The sequence below is a fragment of the Mycolicibacterium chubuense genome (assembly GCF_001044255.1).
Lineage (GTDB): Bacteria > Actinomycetota > Actinomycetes > Mycobacteriales > Mycobacteriaceae > Mycobacterium > Mycobacterium chubuense.
In genome coordinates this window covers 177527-196768 of sequence record NZ_JYNX01000034.1, presented here as the reverse complement: position 1 = coordinate 196768, position 19242 = coordinate 177527, and the positions used below count along the sequence as shown (strand labels likewise).

Below are 19242 nucleotides of genomic sequence, written 5' to 3'. Positions count from 1 at the left end.
AGCGCTGGCGTTCGCGCTGACGGCGTGCGGCCAGTCACCCGAGGTGATGCTCGTCCAGACCAGCATCGAACTGCCCCCGCCGCCGCCCGAGCCGGTGACGCCGCCCCCGCCCGGTGATCAGCTGGTGATCGGTCCCGCCGCTGTCGACACCACCGGCGGCTGGCTGCCCGACGGCACCACACTCTCACCGTTCGATGTCACGAATCCGATTCTCTCGCAGATCGATCCGGCACTGCTGACCGCTGTGCAGAACGCCGCGCGGGCCGCCGAGGCCGCGGGTATCGAGCTGCGCGTCACCTCGGGCTGGCGCTCGAAAGGCTTCCAGCAGAGGCTGTTCGACGACGCGGTGGGGACCTACGGCAGCGTCGCGGCGGCCGCGCAGTTCGTCGCGACCCCCGAGGTGTCCAAGCACGTCACCGGTCAGGCCATCGACATCGGTCCGCCCGAGGCGGATCAGTGGCTGATCGCCAACGGAAGGCAGTTCGGGCTGTGCCAGATCTACGCCAACGAGATCTGGCACTTCGAGCTCGCCGCCGACGCGCAGGGCAACTGTCCGCCGCTGCGGCCCAACGCCGCGGGCTGACCTACGGCTGAGCCGGAAAGGCATTGCGGGACAGTGCGACGACGGCGGTGCCCGCGCCGATCAGTGCGATGGCGACCCAGGGGAGCACGCCCAGGCCGGCGGTCTCGAGTAGCGCGGCGCCGATGGCCGATCCACCGGCGATTCCCACGTTCGACGTGGCGTTGACCCAGGCCCCCGCGCGTTCGGGCGACACCGCGTGGGTGCGCACCGCGCACGCCTGATACAGCGACGGCACCCCGCCGAACGCGCCGCACCAGATCGCCGTCGCGGCCAGCACGCCGGCCATCACCGGCCACGCGACACCCAGCACGGCCACCGCGATCATCGTGACGCAGAGGATGATCAGCGTGGTTCGGCGCGGATTGCGATCCAGGCCGCGGCCCGCGTACCACAGTCCGATCAGCCCGCAGGCGCCGCACCCGAGCAGGATCGGGCCGATGAACGCCGCATCCACGCCGCTGCCGATGAGCAGCAGGCTGATGAAGGTGTAGGCGGTGAAATGTCCGATGAACACGAGCATGTTGGACGCCGACACGGCCACCAGCCGGCCGCGACGGCCCGGCTCGCGTGCTCCGGTTTCGCTGGTGTTGGCTACGCCCGGTAGCACGGCGCCGATCCACGCGAGGGTGCCGACGGCCGCGACGGCGAGCGCCGCGAACGGCGTGCGCCAGCCGGTGGCCGCGCCGAGTGACGTCAGCAGCGGCACGCCGAGCACCAGGCCGGCCGAGACGCCGCATCCTGCGATCGCCAGCGCTCTGCCCACGAGTGCCCGGGACACCAGCCGTGGCGTGTACCCGATCAGCAGCGAGAAGAACAGGGCGTGGGTGAGACCGCCGACGGTCCGGCCCGCCGCGACGACCGCGAACGACGGCGCCAGGGCGACCGCGGCATTGCTCACCGCGTACCCCGCCACGGTGGCCATCAGCAGCGGCTTGCGGGCGAACCGCGAGGTGACCATCGTCAGCGGCACCGCGAACACGGCCACCATCACCGCGTACAGCCCGACGAGGAGGCCGGTCGTGGCGTCCGACACCCCGAACGCCGCGCCGAGGTCGGGCAGCAGGCCCACCGGGAGCATCTCCGTGGTCACCGCCAGGCACGAGGCCAGCGCCAGCGAGAGCAGCGCCGGCAGGGCGTCGCGGAGTCCGCGCGTCGCGGCCTGATCGATGGTCACACTCACGCGGTGTGAATATACTCAACGGGCGAGTTTAAACCAAAGGAATACTCACGTCATGGTTTCCCCGCAGTCCGGACGGCTCCGGTGGCACAGTGCCGCCGAGCTTCTCGGGGTCGTGCGTGCCGAGCCGGGCATCACCCGGGCCGCGGCGGCCGCGCGCCTCGGGATCGGCAGCGGCGGGGCCAGTGAACTGATCTCCCGGATGCGCGCAGCCCGGCTGCTCGACGAGGCGCCCGCTCCGGCCCGGGGCCGGGGCCGGCCGACGACCGTGCTCGGCGGCCACGACGAGGGACCGCTCGTGCTGGCGGCGGAGTTGCGGGCCGCTGACTGGCGGCTGGCGCTCGCCGGCCTCGACGGCAGACCCGACATGGTGGCCCGGCATGGCTATCCGGGCGACCTCGACGACGCACTCGGCCGGCTGGCCGGCGCGATCGGCACCGTCTACCGCCGCCATGCCCCCCGGCTCACGGCCGTCTCGGTGTCGGTGGCGGGAACGGTCAGCGATGCCCGGCTGGTGCAGTTCACCTCGCGCGGGCGCCGCGACGTCGACCTGTCGGTGCTGACCGCGAAGATCCCTCGCCGCGCCAACATTCCCGTCCTGGTCGGCAATGACGCCACGCTGGCCGGGCTCGCCGAGGCCCGCACGGGGGCCGCCCGCGCCGCGTCGACCGCGCTACACCTGATGGTCGCCAAAGGTGTCGGTGGGGTGCTGGTGGTGCACGGCGAGCCGGTGTCCGGAGCGCACGGCGCAGCGGGGGAGTACGGCCACATCCCGTTCGGTGATCCGGCGCTGATCTGCCCCTGCGGTGCCCGCGGCTGCTGGGACCTCACCGTGGACGGCCGCGCGATGGCGCGTCACCTCGGCGTCGACGAGCCCGCCGACCCCGTCGACTATCTGCACGGGCTACTCGGCCGTCGGGATGCCAAGACGCGCAGTGCTTTTCGGAAGGTCACGATCTCGCTCGGCCGGGGCGCCGGGGCGCTGGTGAACCTCCACGATCCCCAGGTGGTGACGCTGGGAGGTGTCGCGGCGCTGCTGCGGGCCTGTGCCACCGAGGAATTCGAGGCCGCCTACCGCGACGCCCTGATGGCGTTCCGCAAGGAATCGCCGCCGCCGGTGCGCGACGCCCAGCACGGTGAGGACGGCCCCTTGCACGGTGCGGTGATTCGGGCGCTCGACCACGTCACGACGCCCGACGCGCTGGCCGCGTGGGCGGCGCGCCACCGTGCGTGACGGGCGCGCTCAATTGGCGTGCAGGGCCTCGTTCAGCGTGATGCCGGTGCCGTCGCGCTTGACCACCTCGACCGCCCCGGTCAACGAATTGCGGCGGAACAGCAGGTTGTTCGCGCCGGAGAGCTCGCGGGCCTTCACGCTCTGCCCGTCACCGGTCACGACTTTCGTGCCGGCGGTGACGTACAGGCCGGCCTCGATCACGCAATCGTCGCCCAGCGAGATGCCCAGGCCGGCGTTGGCGCCCAGCAGGCAGCGCTTGCCGACGGAGATCACCTGCGTGCCACCGCCGGAGAGCGTGCCCATGATCGACGCGCCGCCCCCGACATCGGACCCGTCGCCCACCACGACGCCCGCCGAGATGCGCCCCTCGACCATCGAGCTGCCCAGGGTCCCGGCGTTGAAGTTCACGAAGCCCTCGTGCATGACCGTCGTGCCCGGAGCCAGATGGGCACCGAGGCGCACCCGGTCAGCGTCGGCGATGCGCACGCCGGAGGGCATCACGTAGTCGACCATGCGCGGGAACTTGTCGACGCCGTAGACCGTGACCGGACCGCGGCGGCGCAACCGACCCCGCGTGATCTCGAATCCCTCGATGGCGCACGGTCCGTAGTTGGTCCACGCGACGTTGGTGAGCACGCCGAACAGCCCGTCGGCGTTCAGCCCGTGTGGCGCCACCAGCCGGTGCGAGAGCAGATGCAGGCGCAGATACGCGTCGTAGGCGTCGACGGCCTTGTCCTCCAGTGAGGCGATCGCGGTGCGCACGATCACCGTCTCGACGTCGCGGTCCTCGTCGCGGCCGGCGAGCTCGGCCAGTTCGGCGGGTACCTCGGCCACCGACAGCCGCACCGTGCCGGCACTGGATTGCTCGGACAGTTCCGGCGCGGGGAACCACACGTCGAGAACGGATCCGTCGGCTGCGAGCGTCGCCACGCCGATACCTGAAGCTCCTGAAGTCACGGTGCTTCAGGCTACCGGTGCGCCTAGCATCGCTTCACAGGTCCCGACCCGGGCCTCGACAGGACGGGAGGCGAACCACGAGCACCGACGTGACGTTGCGCCAACTGCGCTACTTCGCCGTCCTCGGCCAGGAGCTCAACTACCGGCGCGCCGCCGAGAAGCTGTTCATCACCCAGCCCGCGCTGTCCACCGCGATCAAACAACTCGAGCACCACTTCGGCGTCGTGCTGTTCCGGCGCAACACCCGCGAGGTCGCGCTCACCGATCTCGGCGCCGCCTGGCTGCCGCAGGTGCAGCAGGCCCTGTCCGGGGTGGACGCGGTCGTGGACAACCTGGTCACGCTGTCGGGCACCCGGCTGGGAGTGCTGCGCGTCGGCTACCTCATCGGCACCGGCGCCGACCTTTTGTTCCGGCTGGTGCGACACTTCGAGGCCGCCTACCCCGACGTCACCGTCGAACCGATCGAGTTCGACTTCGCCGACCCGACGGCGGGCCTGGCCGACGGCACCACCGAGGTCGCGATCATCCGGCCGCCGGTGGATCTGCCCGAGCACCGCATGCTGATCCTGGACTCCGAGTCGTGGGTGGCCTGCCTGCCCCGGGATCACCGGCTCGCGGGGCGCCCCGAGGTCTCGATCGTCGAGCTGCTCGACGATCCGATCGTGTGTGCGCCGCTCACGGCGGGCACCTGGCGCGACTACTGGCTGGCGATGGACGTACGCGGCAACCGGCCCCCGACCATCGCCGCGGTCGCCGCCACCTACGAGGCCGAGACCACCGCGATCGCCCGCGGGCTGGGCATCAGCTTCACCACCTCGTCGGTCGCCCGGTTCTACGACCGGCCCGGCATCGCGTACGTCCCGATCAGCGACCGGCCGCCCAGCCACACCGCGCTGGCCTGGAACCCCGGCAGCCTGACCCCGCAGGCCGACGCCCTGGTCCGGCTCGTCCAGGAGCAGTGGAGCGGCGGCGAGCCGTCACCTGAGCGGCAGTGATAACCGCAGTTTATGACCAGATCAAAACATCGAACTTCCGGTGGCGCCGAGATGGCGGTTGTCTGTCTGCAGGTGTTCATCCCCACGGCCTGACCTGGAGCGACCATGACAGACGCAGTGATCCGACCGACTCATTCAGAACGACCCCCCGCGCCCAACGCCGAGGACGCGGTCCTGGCCGAGCTCGGTTACACCCAGAAGCTGGACCGCTCGGTCGGCACGCTGGCCTCGTTCGCGATCGGGTTCGCGACGATCAGCGCCACCACCGCGGTGTTCACCGGCTTCGGCGCCGGCTACTTCACCGCCGGCGCACCGTTCGTGTGGACGCTGCTGCTGGCCGGCGCGGTGTTCGCACTGTGGACGTTCATCGCCGCCGACCTGACCGCGAAGCTCCCCCTCGCGGGTTACTCCTATCAATGGATCAGCCGGATCAACGGGCCCAATCTGGCGTGGTTCACCGGCGTGATCGCGCTGTTGGGCTGGGTCTGCGGCATGACGGGCGTCGGATTCATCCTCTCCGGCTACCTGGGCGGGCTGTTCGGCTGGAGCATGAGCCAGAGCGCGCAGATCCTCCTGGCCATCGCCGTGGTGTTCGTCTGCGTGCTCATCAACATCTACGGCGTGCGGTTCGCGACGATGGTCAACAACATCGGCGTCAGCCTCGAGCTGGTCATCACCGTCGGCGCCACCGCACTGATCGCGATCATCGCCTTCTCGTCACCGGAGAACCACCAGCCGATCTCCACCCTGTTCACCGGCGGGCAGTCCGGCGACAAGGACTCCTACATGCTGGCGTGGCTCGCCGCCGCCTTGGGACCGTTCTTCGGTCTGATCGGCGTCGAATCCGGGGCCGATGTGGCCGAGGAGACCAAGAACGCCCGCCGCGTGGTGCCGAAGACCATGTTCTATGCGCTCATCACCTCGATCGTCATCGAATTCCTGATGTACGTGGTGTACGTGCTGGCCATCAAGGATGCCGCTGCGGTCGAAGCGAATTCGGCCGCGCCGATCGAGGAGATCATCACCCAGCAGGCCGGCCCGGTCGTCACGAAGATCGTGGTCGCCGTGGCGCTGACGAACATCCTGGCGTGCCTGCTGGCCAACATCCTGGTGGCCACCCGGCTGACGTACTCGATGGCCCGCGACAACATGCTGCCGTTCTCCCACGTGTGGCGTCACGTCTCGCCGAAGTCCAAGGCGCCGACGTACGCGGTGCTCGGATTGGGCTGCCTGTCAACGGTTCTGCTGCTCTCGGCGCTGGTCAACGAGAAGGCGTTCAACTACATCATCGGCATCGCGTCCCTGCTGTTCTTCTTCGTCTACATCCTGCAGACCATCGGCCTGATCGTCGGCTACCGGCGCGGCACGATCCCCCAGGGTGAGCCCGGCACCTTCGACCTCGGCCGGTTCCGGCTTCCGCTCTACGTGACGGCACTGGTGGTGTTCCTCGCCGTCGCGGTGGCCCTGCTCTTCCTCCCGCAGTTCACCAGCAACAAGTGGGTGTTCCTCGGCATCGTCGCCGTCGCGGCGCTGTGGTGGGCCACCGGCCTCAAGTCGCGCCTCGCGCGCGGTGACGCCGGCGCGACCTACGCCAAGAACCACAATCTGTGAGCGCCACCCCTGATAACCGAAAGGCATTGTCTCCCATGACTGTTACTGACACAGGAAAGTCCAACCTCGTCGCCGTCGAGCCCGGCGCCATCCGCGAGGACACCCCGCCCGGCTCGGTGATCCAGTACAGCGACTACGAACTGGACACCTCGAGCCCGTACGCGGGCGGCGTGGCCTGGATCGAGGGCGAGTTCATCCCCGCGGAGGACGCGCGGATCTCGATCTTCGACACCGGGTTCGGGCACTCCGATCTGACCTACACCGTCGCGCATGTGTGGCACGGCAACATCTTCCGCCTCGGGGATCACCTCGACCGGCTGCTCGACGGCGCCCGCAAGCTTCGCCTGGACGCCGGAATGAGCAAGGACGAACTCGCCGAGATCACCAAGAAGTGCGTGAGCATGTCGCAGCTGCGGGAGTCGTTCGTGAACCTGACGGTCACCCGGGGTTACGGACGCCGCAAGGGTGAGAAGGACCTGTCCAAGCTCACCCACCAGGTGTACATCTATGCCATTCCGTACCTGTGGGCGTTCCCGCCGTCCGAGCAGATCTTCGGCACCACCGCGGTGGTGCCCCGGCACGTCCGGCGCGCCGGCCGCAACACCGTCGATCCGACGATCAAGAACTACCAGTGGGGCGATCTCACCGCGGCCAGCTTCGAGGCCAAGGACCGCGGCGCCCGCACCGCGATCCTGCTCGACTCCGACAACTGTGTGGCCGAGGGCCCCGGCTTCAACGTGTGCATCGTCAAGGACGGCGTGCTGGCATCCCCGTCGCGCAACGCGCTGCCTGGCATCACCCGCAAGACGGTGTTCGAGATCGCCGACGCGATGGGCATCGAGGCGACGCTGCGTGACGTCACCAGCCACGAGCTCTACGAGGCCGACGAGATCATGGCGGTCACCACCGCCGGCGGGGTCACGCCGATCAACACCCTCGACGGGGAGCCGATCGGCTCCGGTGCGCCCGGTCCGATGACCGTCGCCATCCGGGACCGGTTCTGGGCACTGATGGACGAGCCGTCGCCGCTGATCGAGGCCATCGAGTACTGACCGCTCACCGCGACAGCACCAGCGCGACCGCCACGGCCAGACCGAAGGCCGCCGTCCCGTAGCCGAGGATCAGCACCTCCAGCGACGGCACCTCGACGCCGCGCTCGCCGCGCAGGCGCCGCGCCCGTCGATAGCCGAGGCCGAGCACCACCAGCGCCAACAACCCGGCCGTCACCGCCAGCACGGCCCGCCCCGCGATGGGCGGGCCGTGGTGGCGGATCAGCAGCAGGACGCCGCCGACGAGCAGCCCCAGGGAACTGCGCTCCCATGACAGCAGGGTGCGTTCGGCCTGCAGCCCGGGCTTGGCGGTCTGGGGCATGTCAGCGGCTTCCCGGTGGCCAGATCAGCAGGACGACGACGACGCCGACGGTCACCAGGAAGATGCCCGCGGCCAGCGCCAGGGGGATCCGGGTGCGCGGCAGGTCCGCGCCGGTGCGCATCGCCTCCTGCACCACCTGCCACCGCCGGACGGCCAGCACGGCGAGCGCACCGCCGGCGGCGGTCAGCGCCACACTCAGGATGTGCCGGACCCCGGCGATGCCGAACGCCGGCGCGAACTGCACGATGGCGACCCCGCCCGCGATCAGCGCCAGCGCGGTGCGGATCCACGCCAGGAACGTCCGCTCATTGGCGAGGGTGAACCGGTAGTCCGGCTCCTGGGGCGTCGGCGTCATTCGGCTGGTGCCTCCCTTGCCGGCGGACGCGTCCGGCGTTCTCACGCTAGCGAACCGGCTAACGTGGTGTCTCGTGCTCGACCTCCACGGTGATCCGATCGCGCTGACCGCGGCGCTGGTGGACATCCCCAGCGAATCCCGCCACGAGCAGCGCATCGCCGACGAGATCGAGACCGCGCTGCGCGCACAGACCACCGGCTTCGAGATCGTCCGCAACGGCGACGCGGTGCTGGCCCGCACCGACTTCGGCCGGCCCTCGCGGGTCCTGCTGGCCGGCCACACCGACACCGTCCCCGCCGCCGACAACCTGCCCAGCCGCCGGGACGGCCGGCTGCTGTACGGCTGCGGCACCTCCGACATGAAATCCGGCGACGCGGTGTTCCTGCACCTGGCCGCCACGGTCGCCGACCCGGCGCACGACATCACGCTGGTGATGTACGACTGCGAGGAGATCGAGGCGTCGGCCAACGGCCTCGGCCGCATCGAGAGGGAGATGCCCGACTGGCTGACCGCCGACGTCGCGATCCTCGGGGAGCCGTCGGGCGGACTGATCGAGGCCGGCTGCCAGGGCACCCTGCGGGTGGTCATCAGCGCCTCCGGGACCCGCGCGCACTCGGCTCGATCCTGGTTGGGCGACAACGCGATCCACAAACTCGGTGCCGTGCTGGCCCGGCTCGAGGCCTATCAGGCCAGAAGCGTCGACATCGACGGCTGCGTGTACCGCGAAGGCCTGTCGGCGGTGCGGATCGACGGCGGCGTGGCCGGCAACGTCATCCCCGACGCCGCCTCCTTGACGGTGAACTTCCGCTTCGCGCCCGACCGCAGCACCGAGCAGGCCTACGCGCACGTGCGCGAGGTCTTCGACGGCCTCGACGTGGCCGTCGAGCTGACCGATGCCGCGGCGGGCGCGCTGCCCGGCCTGAGCCGGCCGGCGGCGGCCGCGCTGGTCGCCGCCGCCGGGGGAGAGGTCCGGGCGAAGTACGGCTGGACCGACGTGTCCCGGTTCGCGGCGCTGGGCGTGCCCGCGGTCAACTACGGTCCGGGTGACCCGAACACGGCGCACCGCGCCGACGAACACGTCGATGTCGATCAGATCACCGCGGTCACCGAGATGTTGCGGCGGTACTTAATCGGTTGACGGGTCCGGTTACCCTGGTCCCATGCTCTCGCGCTGACGACTCCGTCCCGCCGTCTTTCCCCTGAGTACGTCTCGAGAGTTCCCCCATGCCATCGATCGTCCTGTCCCACGTCTCGTTCTCCTGGCCCGACGACACCCCGGTGTTCACCGACCTGTCGTTCTCGGTCGGGCCCGGCCGCACCGGGCTCGTCGCCCCCAACGGCGCGGGCAAGAGCACGCTGCTCGCACTCGTCGCCGGTGAGCTGACCCCCGCCGCGGGCACGATCACCGTCGACGGCGCCGTCGGCTACCTGCCCCAGACGCTGCCGCTGCTCGACGACCGCACGGTCGCCGAACTTCTCGGTGTCGCCGGCGTGATGGCCGCGCTGGACGCGCTGGCCCGCGGCGATGCGGGTGAGCAGGTGTTCGCCGCGATCGGTGACGACTGGGACGCCGAGGAGCGGGCCCGCGCCCAGCTGGATCGCCTCGGGCTCGGCCACATCGGCCTGGATCGGTCCCTGCGCACGCTGTCCGGTGGCGAGGTGGTCACCCTCGGGCTGGCGCGGGAGCTGCTGCGCCGCAGCGATGTTCTGCTCCTCGACGAGCCGACGAACAATCTGGACCACGACGCCCGCGACCGGCTCTACGAGGCGCTCGACGACTTCAGCGGCTGCCTGCTGCTGGTCAGCCACGACCGGGTGCTCCTCGACCGCATGGACCGCATCGCGGAGCTGCGCGGCGACGAGATCACACTCTACGGAGGGTCTTTCAGCGCCTACCGGGATGCCGTCGAGAATGCCGATCAGGCCGCCCGCAGTGCGGTCCGGCAGGCCGAGCAGCAACTGCAGCGCGAGAAGCGGCAGCGTCAGCAGGCGCGTGAGCGCGCCGACCGGCGCGCCGGCACCGCGAAGCGCTCACTGCCCGACGCGGGCCTGCCCAAGATCGTCGCCGGCGCGATGAAGCGGCGCGCGCAGGAGACGGCCGGGCGCACCGACGACGTGCACGCCCGGCGGCTCGACGACGCCCGCGTCCGGCTCGACGAGGCCGAACGTGCCGTCCGCGACGACGACGCACTGGTCCTGGATCTGCCGGACACCACGGTGCCGGCAGGCCGGACGCTGGTGCAGCTGAACGACGTTCGACTCGGACGTGGCGGACGGCAGGTGCTCGCCGGAGTGAACCTGACCGTGCGTGGTCCCGAGCGGATCGCCCTGACCGGACCCAACGGCAGCGGGAAGACCACGCTGCTGCGGACTCTGCTCGGGGAGGTCGAGCCCGACGGCGGCACGGTCGAACGCTTCGGCGGACGAATCGCCTATCTGTCGCAGCGGCTGGACCTGCTCGACGACGAGCGCACGGTCGCCGACAACCTCGCCGCGACCGCGCCGACACTGTCGGTGACCCGACGACGACATCTGCTGGCGCAGTTCCTGTTCCGCGGTGACGCTGTCGAGCTCCCAGTCGGCGCGCTGTCGGGCGGAGAGCGACTCCGCGCGACGCTGGCGTGCGTGCTGTTCGCCGAACCGGCGCCGCAGCTGCTGCTGCTCGACGAACCGACCAACAATCTGGATCTGGTCAGCGTCGCCCAGCTCGAAGCCGCCCTGGCTGCCTACCGGGGCGCGTTCGTCGTGGTCAGCCACGACGACGCGTTCCTGGCCGGGATCGGCGTCGACCGCACCCTGCGCATCGCCGACGGCGTGATGCGCTGAGCCTCAGCTGTTTTCGGCTGCGGCCAGGGCGGACCGCCCGAACGCGCAGTCGACGGTGGCGCACAGCCGGCGCAGCGTCTCGGTCCCGCGCGGATCACCCAACTGCACCGCGTCGGCGGCCGCCCGCAGCGCCACGGCGTGCTGCCCGCCGCGTTCGGCGGCCTTGACGGCGTCGCGCACCGCGGCCACCGCGCCGTGGCTGTCGCGGCGCGCCGACGTGGTCCACGCCCGGGCCAGGGCCAGCTCCGGGGCGAACAGCATCGACTTCAGCCCGTGCCGGGATTCGGCGCGGGCCAATGTCTTTCCCGCCTCGACGGTCTCCCCGAGCCGGCCCAGCGCCTGCGCCAGCAGCATCCACGCCAGCGGCCCCCAGGAATACCCCGTCGGCGCCAGCGTCACGGCCGCCTCCCGCAGCAGCGGCACCGCCCGCGCCGTCTGGCCGGTGGCGATCAGCACGTCGGCGGTCAGGACCTCGCCGATCGCGCGGCCGGGTTGCCTGCGCTGCGCGAAATCGGTGAGCCGCTGCGCCAGTGCCAGCGCCCGGTCGGGCTCACCGGTGAGCAGCAGCGCCGTGGTCTGACCGAAGCCGCTGGTGAACCGCAGTAGTCCCGGCTGCCCGGCCGACATGGCCCGCTCGGCCAGCGCGTCGACCTCGGCGAGCCGGCCCATCCGGGCCGCGCACAACGCCGCCGCCGAACCTGCCCACCCGATCGCGGTCTCGTCGGCCGTCGGCGAGTCCAGCACCTCGTGTGCGAGTTCGGTTGCTCTACCGAGGTTTCCGGCGTTCATGGCGAACGTGGCCGACAGCGCGTCGAGCGTCGTGCGGGCCGCCGCGGAGCCGACCTTGCTGCGGGTGGCCTGCAGGAACGCCGTCGCGCGCTCCGGTTCGGACAGCATCCAGAACTGGTTGGCCGCGGTGGGCAGCGCCCAGGCCATCAGCTCCTCTTCCCCCAGTGCGGAGGGATCGATCTCGGCGAGCACCGCGTCGGCGTCGCGGCCGCGGCCCTGCCACGCCAACGCGTACCCGACGGTCAGGCGGGCGTCCAGCCCGGGTTCCCGCGAGAGCGCGGCCCTCCCCAGCCGTTCGCTCAGCTCCAGATCACCCAACCGCAACGCATCCCGCGCGGCCGCGCACACCTCGGCCACCGGCTGCGGCCGGTCGCTGTCGATGGCCAGCGTCGCCAGCCGGAGCCGGGCGACGACGCCGCGCGGGCCCGCCGCCGCCAGACGCCCCACCACCGCGGACCGCAGCCGGCGTAGATCAGGGCCGCCCAGCTCGCCGCGCACCGCGTCGCAGAACAGCGGATGCGCCGGACGTACCCCGTCCTCGTCGACGGCGATCGCGCCCGCCTGCGCGGCCTCGTCGACGGCGTGCGCGCTCGTCAGCACCGCCACGTCCTCGAGGCTGAGCGGCTCGTACACCGACAGCACCTCCAGCACCCGCCGGGAGGCGGCAGGCAGCGTGTCGACGAAGTCGGTGACGTGCGCCATCAGCCGCTCGTCGTCGTGGCCCGGCGGGTCCAGGTCGATCCGGGTCACCAGGCCGTCGCGCCACAGCGCGGCGATCTCGGCGGGGGCCTCGTTGTCGGTGGCGGACAGCAGTATTCGCACCGTCGCGCTCACCGCCAGCTGATAGACCAGTGCCGCCGACAGCGAGTCGAGCAGGTGCGCGTCGTCGATCACCAGCAGCCGACCGTCCCCGAGACTCTCGCGGGCGACGCGCAACACCGCGGCGGTCTTCCCGGTCTCCGGCACCTCGAGGAGGTGCTCGAACGCGGCGAACGGAAGAGGCCGGCGCGCCGAGGTGGCACGCACCCAGTCGACCCGCGGGAAGCCCGACCCGAGGCGCTCGACGGCGCGGCGCGTCAGCCAGGTCTTGCCGACGCCGGCGGGTCCGATCAGCGCCGCGCCCGATCGGTGCTGCACCCCCGACTCGAGTTGTGCCAGCGCAGGTTCGTCCGGTGCGGTCACCCAGGGGACAGGCGCGGGCACAGGCACCGCCGGAGTCTATGGCTAAGTTTTAGCTCGTGTCCCAAGAACCTGACCGTCGATGGGCCGTCTGCGTCTATTGCGCATCGGGCCCCACCCATCCCGAACTTCTCGACCTCGCGCGCCGGGTCGGCACCGGCATCGCCGACCGGGGCTGGGCGCTGGTGTCCGGGGGCGGCAACGTCTCGGCGATGGGAGAGGTGGCCGCCGCGGCCCGCTCCCACGGCGGCCACACCATCGGGGTCATCCCCAAGGCCCTCGTGCACCGCGAGGTCGCCGACACCGAGGCCGACGAACTCGTCGTCACCGACTCCATGCGTGAGCGCAAACAGGTGATGGAGGACCGCGCCGACGCGTTCATCGCGCTGCCCGGCGGCATCGGCACACTCGAGGAATTCTTCGAAGCCTGGACAGCGGGCTATTTGGGTATGCACTCCAAGCCGATCGTGATGCTCGACACTCTCGGGCACTACGACGGACTGCTGGCCTGGCTACGTGGGCTGGTCGGAAGCGGGTACGTCGCCGAAGGCGCGCTGGCGCGTCTCGTCGTCGTCGACGACGTCGAATCCGCTCTGGCCGCGTGCGCGCCCGGTCGGGATGACCGACACAACGACATGAGGAGCGGGGAATGAGCGGGAAGTCCGGCAAACGGAGCAGTGTCGGGGTACTCGACATCGCGGGCCAGGTACCGGGACTACTGATGGACACGCCCACGATCCTGCAGGGGGTCGTCACCGGATTCCTCGCCCGGCCGACGGCCAAGACGTCCATCGGCAAGGTGTTCCAGGATCGCGCGTCCCGCTATGCGGACAAGGTCTTCATCAAGTTCGAGGACACCGAGCTGACGTACGGCGAGGCCAACGAGACCGTCAACCGCTACGCCGCGGTGCTGGCCGCGCGCGGCGTCGGGCACGGCGACGTCGTCGGCGTCATGCTGCGCAACTCGCCGGACTCGGTGCTGCTGATGCTCGCCGCGGTCAAGTGCGGCGCGATCGCCGGGATGATCAATTACCACCAGCGTGGCGACGTGCTCTCCCACAGCCTGGGGCTGCTGGAGGCGAAGGTCGTCGTCGCCGAGGTCGACCTGGTCGAGCCGATCAACGAGAGCGGCGCCGACACCTCCGGCCTGGTCACCGTCGACGAGATGAAGCAGCTCGCCGCCACCGCACCGACCACCAACCCGGCCGCCACCTCGGCGGTGCTCGCCAAGGACAAGGCGTTCTACATCTTCACCTCGGGCACCACCGGGATGCCGAAGGCCAGCGTGATGACGCACTACCGCTGGCTGCGCGCACTGGCCGGCTTCGGCGGCCTGGGCATGCGCCTGAACAGCAGCGACACGTTGTACTGCTGCCTGCCGCTCTACCACAACAACGCGCTGACGGTCGCGCTGTCGTCGGTGCTGAACTCGGGGGCGACCCTCGCGCTGGGCAAGTCGTTCTCGGCGTCGAAGTTCTGGGACGACGTCATCCGCTACGAGGCCACCGCGTTCGTCTACATCGGCGAGATCTGCACCTACCTGCTGGGCAAGGAAGAGAAGCCGACCGACCGCCAGCACAAGGTGCGGGTCATCGCGGGCAACGGTCTGCGCCCGGCCATCTGGGACGACTTCACCGAGCGGTTCGGCATCAAGCGGGTCTGCGAGTTCTACGCCGCCAGCGAGGGCAACACCGCGTTCGTCAACGTCCTCAACATCGACAAGACCACCGGGATCTGCCCGACCCCGGTCGCGTTCGTCGAATACGACCAGGACACCGGCGAGCCCAAGCGCGACGACAACGGCCGGCTGCGCAAAGTCAAGAACGGCCAGCCCGGTCTGCTGCTGTCCAAGGTGAGCAACTTCCAGCCCTTCGACGGCTACACCGACAAGGAGGCCACCGAGAAGAAACTGGTGCGCGACGCCTTCAAGGAGGGCGACGTCTGGTTCAACACCGGCGACCTGATGCGCGCCCAGGGCTTCGGGCACGCCGCGTTCACCGACCGGCTCGGCGACACGTTCCGGTGGAAGGGCGAGAACGTCGCCACCACCGAGGTCGAGGCGGCGATCTCGACCGATCCCCAGGTCGAGGAGGCCACGGTCTTCGGCGTCGAGGTGCCCGGCGCGGGCGGCCGCGCCGGGATGGCGGCGGTGCAGCTCAAGGAGGGCCAGGAGTTCGACGGCAAGTCGCTGGCCAAGGCGGCGTTCGACAAGCTGCCCGGGTACGCGGTGCCGCTGTTCGTCCGGGTGGTCGAGGAGTTGGCGCACACGTCGACGTTCAAGTCGCAGAAGGGTGATCTGCGCAAGGAGGGCTACGGCAAGGCGTCCGGCGACGACGACGATTCCGAGGACGTCGAGATCGACGATCCGATCTACGTGCTGTCCGGCAAGGACGAGGGGTACGTGCCGTTCTACGACGAGTACCCCGAAGAGGTCGCGGCGGGCAAGAAGCCCAAGTAACGAGTGATCTCGGTGTAGTTGGTCACCCTCAGCGTGACGATCTACACCGAAATCGCGAGTCCGTAGCCTGGTAGGCGTGCAGTCGACGTTTCTCGGGCGGCCGGTGGCCGGTGATCGGGCGCTGATCATGGCGATCGTGAACCGGACGCCGGACTCGTTCTACGACCGTGGCGCCACGTTCACCGACGAGGCCGCCAAGCAGGCGGCCCACCGGGTGGTCGCCGACGGCGCCGACATCGTGGACGTCGGTGGGGTGAAGGCCGGCCCGGGGCAGACGGTCGGTGTCGACGAGGAGATCGCCCGCGTCGTGCCGTTCATCGAATGGCTCCGCGGCACCTTCCCCGACCAGCTGATCAGCGTCGACACCTGGCGAGCCGAGGTCGCCAAGCAGGCGTGCGCGGCCGGTGCGGACCTGATCAACGACACGTGGGCGGGCGCCGATCCGGACCTGCCGGCTGTCGCCGCCGAGTTCGGCGCGGGCCTGGTGTGCTCGCACACCGGCGGCGCGGTTCCCCGGACGCGGCCGTTCCGGGTGAACTACGGCATCGCCGAGCGCGGCGTGGTCGACGACGTGATCACGGAGGTCACCACGGCCGCCGAGCGCGCGGTGGCGCTCGGGGTGCGCCGGGACGGCATCGTCATCGATCCGACCCACGATTTCGGCAAGAACACTTACCACGGTCTTAGTTTGTTGCGCCACGTAAAAGAGCTTGTAAACACTGGATGGCCGGTCCTGATGGCGCTGAGCAACAAGGATTTCGTCGGGGAGACTCTGGGGGTGGGACTCACCGACCGCCTCGAGGGCACCCTGGCTGCGACCGCGCTCGCCGCCGCTGACGGTGCCGCGATGTTCCGGGTGCACGAGGTGGGCCCCACACGTCGGGTACTGGAGATGGTGGCGTCGATCCACGGCGTCCGTCCACCGCAACGCACGGTGAGAGGACTGGCATGACGGTGTTGTCTGATCGCGTCACGGACACGGTCGCCGATGGGATGGCCGAGCACCGGTGGCTGACCGACCACAGCTGGAGCCGGCCGTCCTGGACGGTCGCAGAGCTGGAAGCCGCCAAGAAGGGCCGCACCGTCTCGGTCGTGCTGCCCGCGCTCAACGAGGAGGAGACGGTCGCCGGGGTGGTCGAGACGATCACGCCGCTGCTCGGCGGGCTGGTCGACGAACTCATCGTGCTCGACTCCGGCTCCACCGACGACACCGAGATCCGCGCGGTGGCCGCCGGCGCACGGGTGGTCAGCCGCGAGGTCGCGCTGCCCGAGGTGGCCCCGCAACCCGGCAAGGGCGAGGTGCTGTGGCGCTCGCTCGCCGCGACCACCGGCGACCTGATCGCGTTCGTCGATTCCGACCTGCTGGACCCCGATCCGATGTTCGTGCCCAAGCTGCTCGGCCCGCTGCTGACCGCTGAGGGCGTGCACCTGGTCAAGGGGTTCTACCGGCGCCCGCTCAAGGTCAGCGGCCGCGAGGACGCCAACGGCGGCGGCCGCGTCACCGAGCTGGTGGCCCGCCCGCTGCTGGCCGCGCTGCGGCCCGAGCTGTCCTGCCTGTACCAGCCGCTGGGCGGGGAGTACGCCGGCACCCGGGAGCTGCTGACGGCGGTGCCGTTCGCGCCGGGCTACGGCGTGGAGATCGGTCTGCTGGTCGACACCTACGACCGGCTCGGACTCGACGCGATCGCGCAGGTCAACCTCGGGGTGCGCACCCACCGCAACCGCCCGCTGACCGAGCTGGCCGCGATGAGCCGTCAGGTCATCGGCACGCTGCTGCAGCGCTGCGGTGTCCCGGACTCCGGGGTCGGGCTCACCCAGTTCTTCGCCGACGGCGAGGACTACACGCCGCGGACGTCGGCGGTGTCGCTGGACGACCGTCCGCCGATGATCACGCTGCGCCCGCGCTGACGGTTCGGCTCCCGGTTTGTCGGAAGCATCCGGCAGTATCGACGTGTGACGCTCGTACTGCTCTACCTCGTGGTGCTCGTGCTGGTCGGGATCGTGCTGTTCGCGACCGGCAGTGTGCTGTTCGGCCGCGGCGAGGTGCTGCCCCCGCTGCCGAAGGCGACGACGGCCACCGTGCTGCCCGCGGCGGGTGTCACCGGCGCCGACGTCGACGCGCTGAAGTTCACCCAGACGCTGCGCGGCTACAAGGCCGCCGAGGTCGACTGGGTGCTGGAGCGGTTGGCCCGCGAGATCGACGATCTCCGCGGTGAGCTGGCGGCCATCCGGGCGTCCGAGACGGCGGGCGGCGAGGGGTGACCGAGGCGCCACCGGACGACCGGATCCGGTGCGGCTGGATCGACCGGTCACGCCTGTCGGCCGACGATTTCGTGCTCTATCGCGATTACCACGACACCGAGTGGGGACGCCCGTTACGTGACTCCGCCGCGCTGTTCGAACGGATCAGCCTCGAGGCATTCCAGAGCGGGTTGTCCTGGCTGATCATCCTGCGTAAGCGGGACAACTTCCGGGCGGCGTTCGACGGCTTCGACGTCGACCGCGTCGCCCGCTACACCGACCGCGACGTCGACCGGTTGATGGCCGACCCGGGCATCGTGCGCAACCGGTCGAAGATCGAGGCCACCATCTCCAACGCCCGCGCGGTGGCCGATCTCGCCGACGCGGGCGACGACCTGGCCGAGCTGCTGTGGTCGTTCGCCCCCGCCGACCGCGCCACCCGGCCGCGGCCGGGCGATCTGTCGGCGGTCGCCGCCGTCACCGCGGAGTCCACGGCGATGGCCAAGGAGCTCAAGCGGCGGGGCTTCCGCTTCGTCGGCCCGACCACGGCGTACGCGCTGATGCAGGCCACGGGCATGGTCGACGACCATGTCGCCGACTGCTGGGTGCCCCGCTCGTGACCGCGGAGGCGGTCGCGCGCACCGCGGTCCTCGTCGCCGCCATCCGGGCCGACGAGTCGCGGCGGGACGATCCGCTGTTCGAGGACCCGTTCGCCGCGCGCCTGGCCGGCGACGCGGGCCGGGAGATGCTCGCGCGCATGGTCGCCGAGGCGGGGGAGCAGTCGACCGCCCAGATCGTGGTGCGGACCCGGTTCTGGGACGAGGCGCTGCTGCGCGCCGCGCAGACCGCACGGCAGGTGGTCATCCTGGCCGCCGGGCTCGACGCCCGCGCGTTCCGGCTCGCGTGGCCGCCGGGCACCACCGTCTTCGAGGTGGACCTGCCCGCCGTCATCGCCGCCAAAGACGGTGTGCTCGCCGATGAGCAGCCGCGCTGCGCGCGGGTGACCCTCGGTGCCGATCTGGCCGGCGACTGGACTGCCGCGGTGACCGCCGCCGGCCTGGATCCCTCGCAGCCCACCGCCTGGCTGATCGAGGGCCTGCTGCAGTACCTCGACGGCGACGCCGTGCAGCGGTTGTTCGACCGGGTGGACGCGCTGTCGGCGCCCGGCTCGGTGCTGCTGTACGACATCGTCAGCGCGACGCTGTTGACCGCACCCGCGATGGCGGGTCTGCTCGCCGCGATGGCCGCGCAGGGATCGCCGTGGCTGTTCGGCAGTGACGCGCCGGGGGAGCTGGCCGAATCGCTGGGCTGGCGGGCCACCGTGACCGACGTGGCCGAGCCCGGCGCGGCGTTCGGTCGATGGCCCGATGCGGCCACCGGCGGCGGCTTCTTCGTCGAGGCGCACAAGGGGCCGGACGCGCAGCGATAGCGGGTCTTGGCACACGAGCTGGCCCGGATAGGGAACA

At 70.7% G+C, this 19242-nt stretch carries 19 protein-coding genes; 14 read left to right on the top strand and 5 right to left on the bottom strand.

Translation table 11 applies throughout. The annotated features are described in order from the left end of the window. Positions 1-46 precede the first annotated feature (46 nt). On the top strand, positions 47-583 hold the full coding sequence (locus tag MCHUDSM44219_RS11820; RefSeq protein WP_048418467.1) for a M15 family metallopeptidase: 537 nt from the start codon (positions 47-49) through the stop codon (positions 581-583). Between the two features lies 1 nt (position 584). Here MCHUDSM44219_RS11820 and MCHUDSM44219_RS11815 read toward each other — a convergent pair whose 3' ends face one another. Then, complete coding sequence (locus MCHUDSM44219_RS11815; RefSeq protein ID WP_048418466.1) at positions 585-1757, bottom strand: MFS transporter; 1173 nt, start codon at positions 1755-1757, stop codon at positions 585-587. A 58-nt stretch (positions 1758-1815) separates the two neighbouring features. On the opposite strand from MCHUDSM44219_RS11815, the gene MCHUDSM44219_RS11810 reads away from it, so the two are divergent. After that, complete coding sequence (locus MCHUDSM44219_RS11810) at positions 1816-2994, top strand: ROK family transcriptional regulator (protein ID WP_048418420.1); 1179 nt, start codon at positions 1816-1818, stop codon at positions 2992-2994. A 9-nt stretch (positions 2995-3003) separates the two neighbouring features. Here MCHUDSM44219_RS11810 and dapD read toward each other — a convergent pair whose 3' ends face one another. Then, complete coding sequence (gene dapD / locus MCHUDSM44219_RS11805; protein ID WP_048418419.1) at positions 3004-3951, bottom strand: 2,3,4,5-tetrahydropyridine-2,6-dicarboxylate N-succinyltransferase; 948 nt, start codon at positions 3949-3951, stop codon at positions 3004-3006. Positions 3952-4040: 89 nt separating this feature from the next. Here dapD and MCHUDSM44219_RS11800 point away from each other — a divergent pair, with 89 nt between their 5' ends. The 3 genes from MCHUDSM44219_RS11800 (at position 4041) to MCHUDSM44219_RS11790 (ending at position 7609) form a co-directional block, all read left to right on the top strand. After that, complete coding sequence (locus MCHUDSM44219_RS11800; RefSeq protein WP_048418418.1) at positions 4041-4946, top strand: LysR family transcriptional regulator; 906 nt, start codon at positions 4041-4043, stop codon at positions 4944-4946. A 105-nt stretch (positions 4947-5051) separates the two neighbouring features. Continuing rightward, the gene (locus MCHUDSM44219_RS11795; RefSeq protein WP_048418417.1) at positions 5052-6557 is read left to right on the top strand and encodes an APC family permease; all 1506 of its coding nucleotides are present in this window, start codon (positions 5052-5054) and stop codon (positions 6555-6557) included. 35 nt (positions 6558-6592) lie between these two features. Continuing rightward, positions 6593-7609: an aminotransferase class IV gene (locus MCHUDSM44219_RS11790; RefSeq protein WP_053081231.1), complete on the top strand. Its 1017-nt coding sequence runs from the start codon at positions 6593-6595 to the stop codon at positions 7607-7609. Between the two features lie 4 nt (positions 7610-7613). Here the strand turns inward: MCHUDSM44219_RS11790 and MCHUDSM44219_RS11785 are convergent, their stop codons facing one another. Both MCHUDSM44219_RS11785 and MCHUDSM44219_RS11780 read right to left on the bottom strand, forming a co-directional pair. Further along, a complete protein-coding gene (locus tag MCHUDSM44219_RS11785; RefSeq protein ID WP_048418416.1) occupies positions 7614-7928 on the bottom strand; it encodes a DUF202 domain-containing protein in 315 nt (104 codons plus the stop codon). Between the two features lies 1 nt (position 7929). Further along, complete coding sequence (locus tag MCHUDSM44219_RS11780; RefSeq protein WP_048418415.1) at positions 7930-8283, bottom strand: YidH family protein; 354 nt, start codon at positions 8281-8283, stop codon at positions 7930-7932. Positions 8284-8356: 73 nt separating this feature from the next. On the opposite strand from MCHUDSM44219_RS11780, the gene dapE reads away from it, so the two are divergent. Both dapE and MCHUDSM44219_RS11770 read left to right on the top strand, forming a co-directional pair. Further along, positions 8357-9421 carry a succinyl-diaminopimelate desuccinylase gene (gene dapE, locus MCHUDSM44219_RS11775; protein ID WP_048418414.1) on the top strand — a complete coding sequence of 355 codons (1065 nt, stop codon included), beginning with the start codon at positions 8357-8359 and terminating at the stop codon, positions 9419-9421. An 86-nt stretch (positions 9422-9507) separates the two neighbouring features. Continuing rightward, positions 9508-11109, top strand: a complete 1602-nt coding sequence (locus tag MCHUDSM44219_RS11770; RefSeq protein ID WP_048418413.1) for an ABC-F family ATP-binding cassette domain-containing protein — start codon at positions 9508-9510, stop codon at positions 11107-11109. A gap of 3 nt (positions 11110-11112) precedes the next feature. Here the strand turns inward: MCHUDSM44219_RS11770 and MCHUDSM44219_RS11765 are convergent, their stop codons facing one another. Then, positions 11113-13107 (bottom strand): AAA family ATPase, encoded by a 1995-nt coding sequence (locus MCHUDSM44219_RS11765; protein WP_236695432.1) that lies wholly within the window; start codon positions 13105-13107, stop codon positions 11113-11115. A 29-nt stretch (positions 13108-13136) separates the two neighbouring features. On the opposite strand from MCHUDSM44219_RS11765, the gene MCHUDSM44219_RS11760 reads away from it, so the two are divergent. The 7 genes from MCHUDSM44219_RS11760 to MCHUDSM44219_RS11730 all read left to right on the top strand — a co-directional run bounded on the left by MCHUDSM44219_RS11760 (position 13137) and on the right by MCHUDSM44219_RS11730 (position 19205). Next, positions 13137-13730: a cytokinin riboside 5'-monophosphate phosphoribohydrolase gene (locus MCHUDSM44219_RS11760; RefSeq protein ID WP_048418411.1), complete on the top strand. Its 594-nt coding sequence runs from the start codon at positions 13137-13139 to the stop codon at positions 13728-13730. Further along, positions 13727-15535, top strand: a complete 1809-nt coding sequence (fadD6, locus tag MCHUDSM44219_RS11755; protein ID WP_048418410.1) for a long-chain-acyl-CoA synthetase FadD6 — start codon at positions 13727-13729, stop codon at positions 15533-15535. The genes MCHUDSM44219_RS11760 and fadD6 overlap by 4 nt, the downstream gene beginning before the upstream one ends. Positions 15536-15611: 76 nt before the next feature. Further along, positions 15612-16487: a dihydropteroate synthase gene (gene folP, locus MCHUDSM44219_RS11750; RefSeq protein ID WP_048418409.1), complete on the top strand. Its 876-nt coding sequence runs from the start codon at positions 15612-15614 to the stop codon at positions 16485-16487. Continuing rightward, positions 16484-17443 carry a glucosyl-3-phosphoglycerate synthase gene (locus tag MCHUDSM44219_RS11745; RefSeq protein WP_048418408.1) on the top strand — a complete coding sequence of 320 codons (960 nt, stop codon included), beginning with the start codon at positions 16484-16486 and terminating at the stop codon, positions 17441-17443. The genes folP and MCHUDSM44219_RS11745 overlap by 4 nt, the downstream gene beginning before the upstream one ends. 45 nt (positions 17444-17488) lie before the next feature. Further along, complete coding sequence (locus tag MCHUDSM44219_RS11740; protein ID WP_048418407.1) at positions 17489-17797, top strand: DivIVA domain-containing protein; 309 nt, start codon at positions 17489-17491, stop codon at positions 17795-17797. Continuing rightward, entirely contained in the window at positions 17794-18396 is a 603-nt protein-coding gene (locus tag MCHUDSM44219_RS11735; protein ID WP_048418406.1) for a DNA-3-methyladenine glycosylase I, read from the top strand. The genes MCHUDSM44219_RS11740 and MCHUDSM44219_RS11735 overlap by 4 nt, the downstream gene beginning before the upstream one ends. After that, a complete protein-coding gene (locus MCHUDSM44219_RS11730; protein ID WP_109777709.1) occupies positions 18393-19205 on the top strand; it encodes an SAM-dependent methyltransferase in 813 nt (270 codons plus the stop codon). Before MCHUDSM44219_RS11735 ends, MCHUDSM44219_RS11730 begins: the two co-directional genes overlap by 4 nt. Positions 19206-19242 lie beyond the last annotated feature (37 nt).

Coding starts and splice junctions, on each gene's coding strand:
- MCHUDSM44219_RS11780 (WP_048418415.1), bottom strand. CDS start 8,283: ATGACGCCGACGCCCCAGGAGCCGGACTACCGGTTCACCCTCGCCAAT.
- MCHUDSM44219_RS11810 (WP_048418420.1), top strand. CDS start 1,816: ATGGTTTCCCCGCAGTCCGGACGGCTCCGGTGGCACAGTGCCGCCGAG.
- MCHUDSM44219_RS11820 (WP_048418467.1), top strand. CDS start 47: ATGCTCGTCCAGACCAGCATCGAACTGCCCCCGCCGCCGCCCGAGCCG.
- MCHUDSM44219_RS11790 (WP_053081231.1), top strand. CDS start 6,593: ATGACTGTTACTGACACAGGAAAGTCCAACCTCGTCGCCGTCGAGCCC.
- MCHUDSM44219_RS11770 (WP_048418413.1), top strand. CDS start 9,508: ATGCCATCGATCGTCCTGTCCCACGTCTCGTTCTCCTGGCCCGACGAC.
- MCHUDSM44219_RS11795 (WP_048418417.1), top strand. CDS start 5,052: ATGACAGACGCAGTGATCCGACCGACTCATTCAGAACGACCCCCCGCG.
- MCHUDSM44219_RS11745 (WP_048418408.1), top strand. CDS start 16,484: ATGACGGTGTTGTCTGATCGCGTCACGGACACGGTCGCCGATGGGATG.
- fadD6 (WP_048418410.1), top strand. CDS start 13,727: ATGAGCGGGAAGTCCGGCAAACGGAGCAGTGTCGGGGTACTCGACATC.
- MCHUDSM44219_RS11785 (WP_048418416.1), bottom strand. CDS start 7,928: ATGCCCCAGACCGCCAAGCCCGGGCTGCAGGCCGAACGCACCCTGCTG.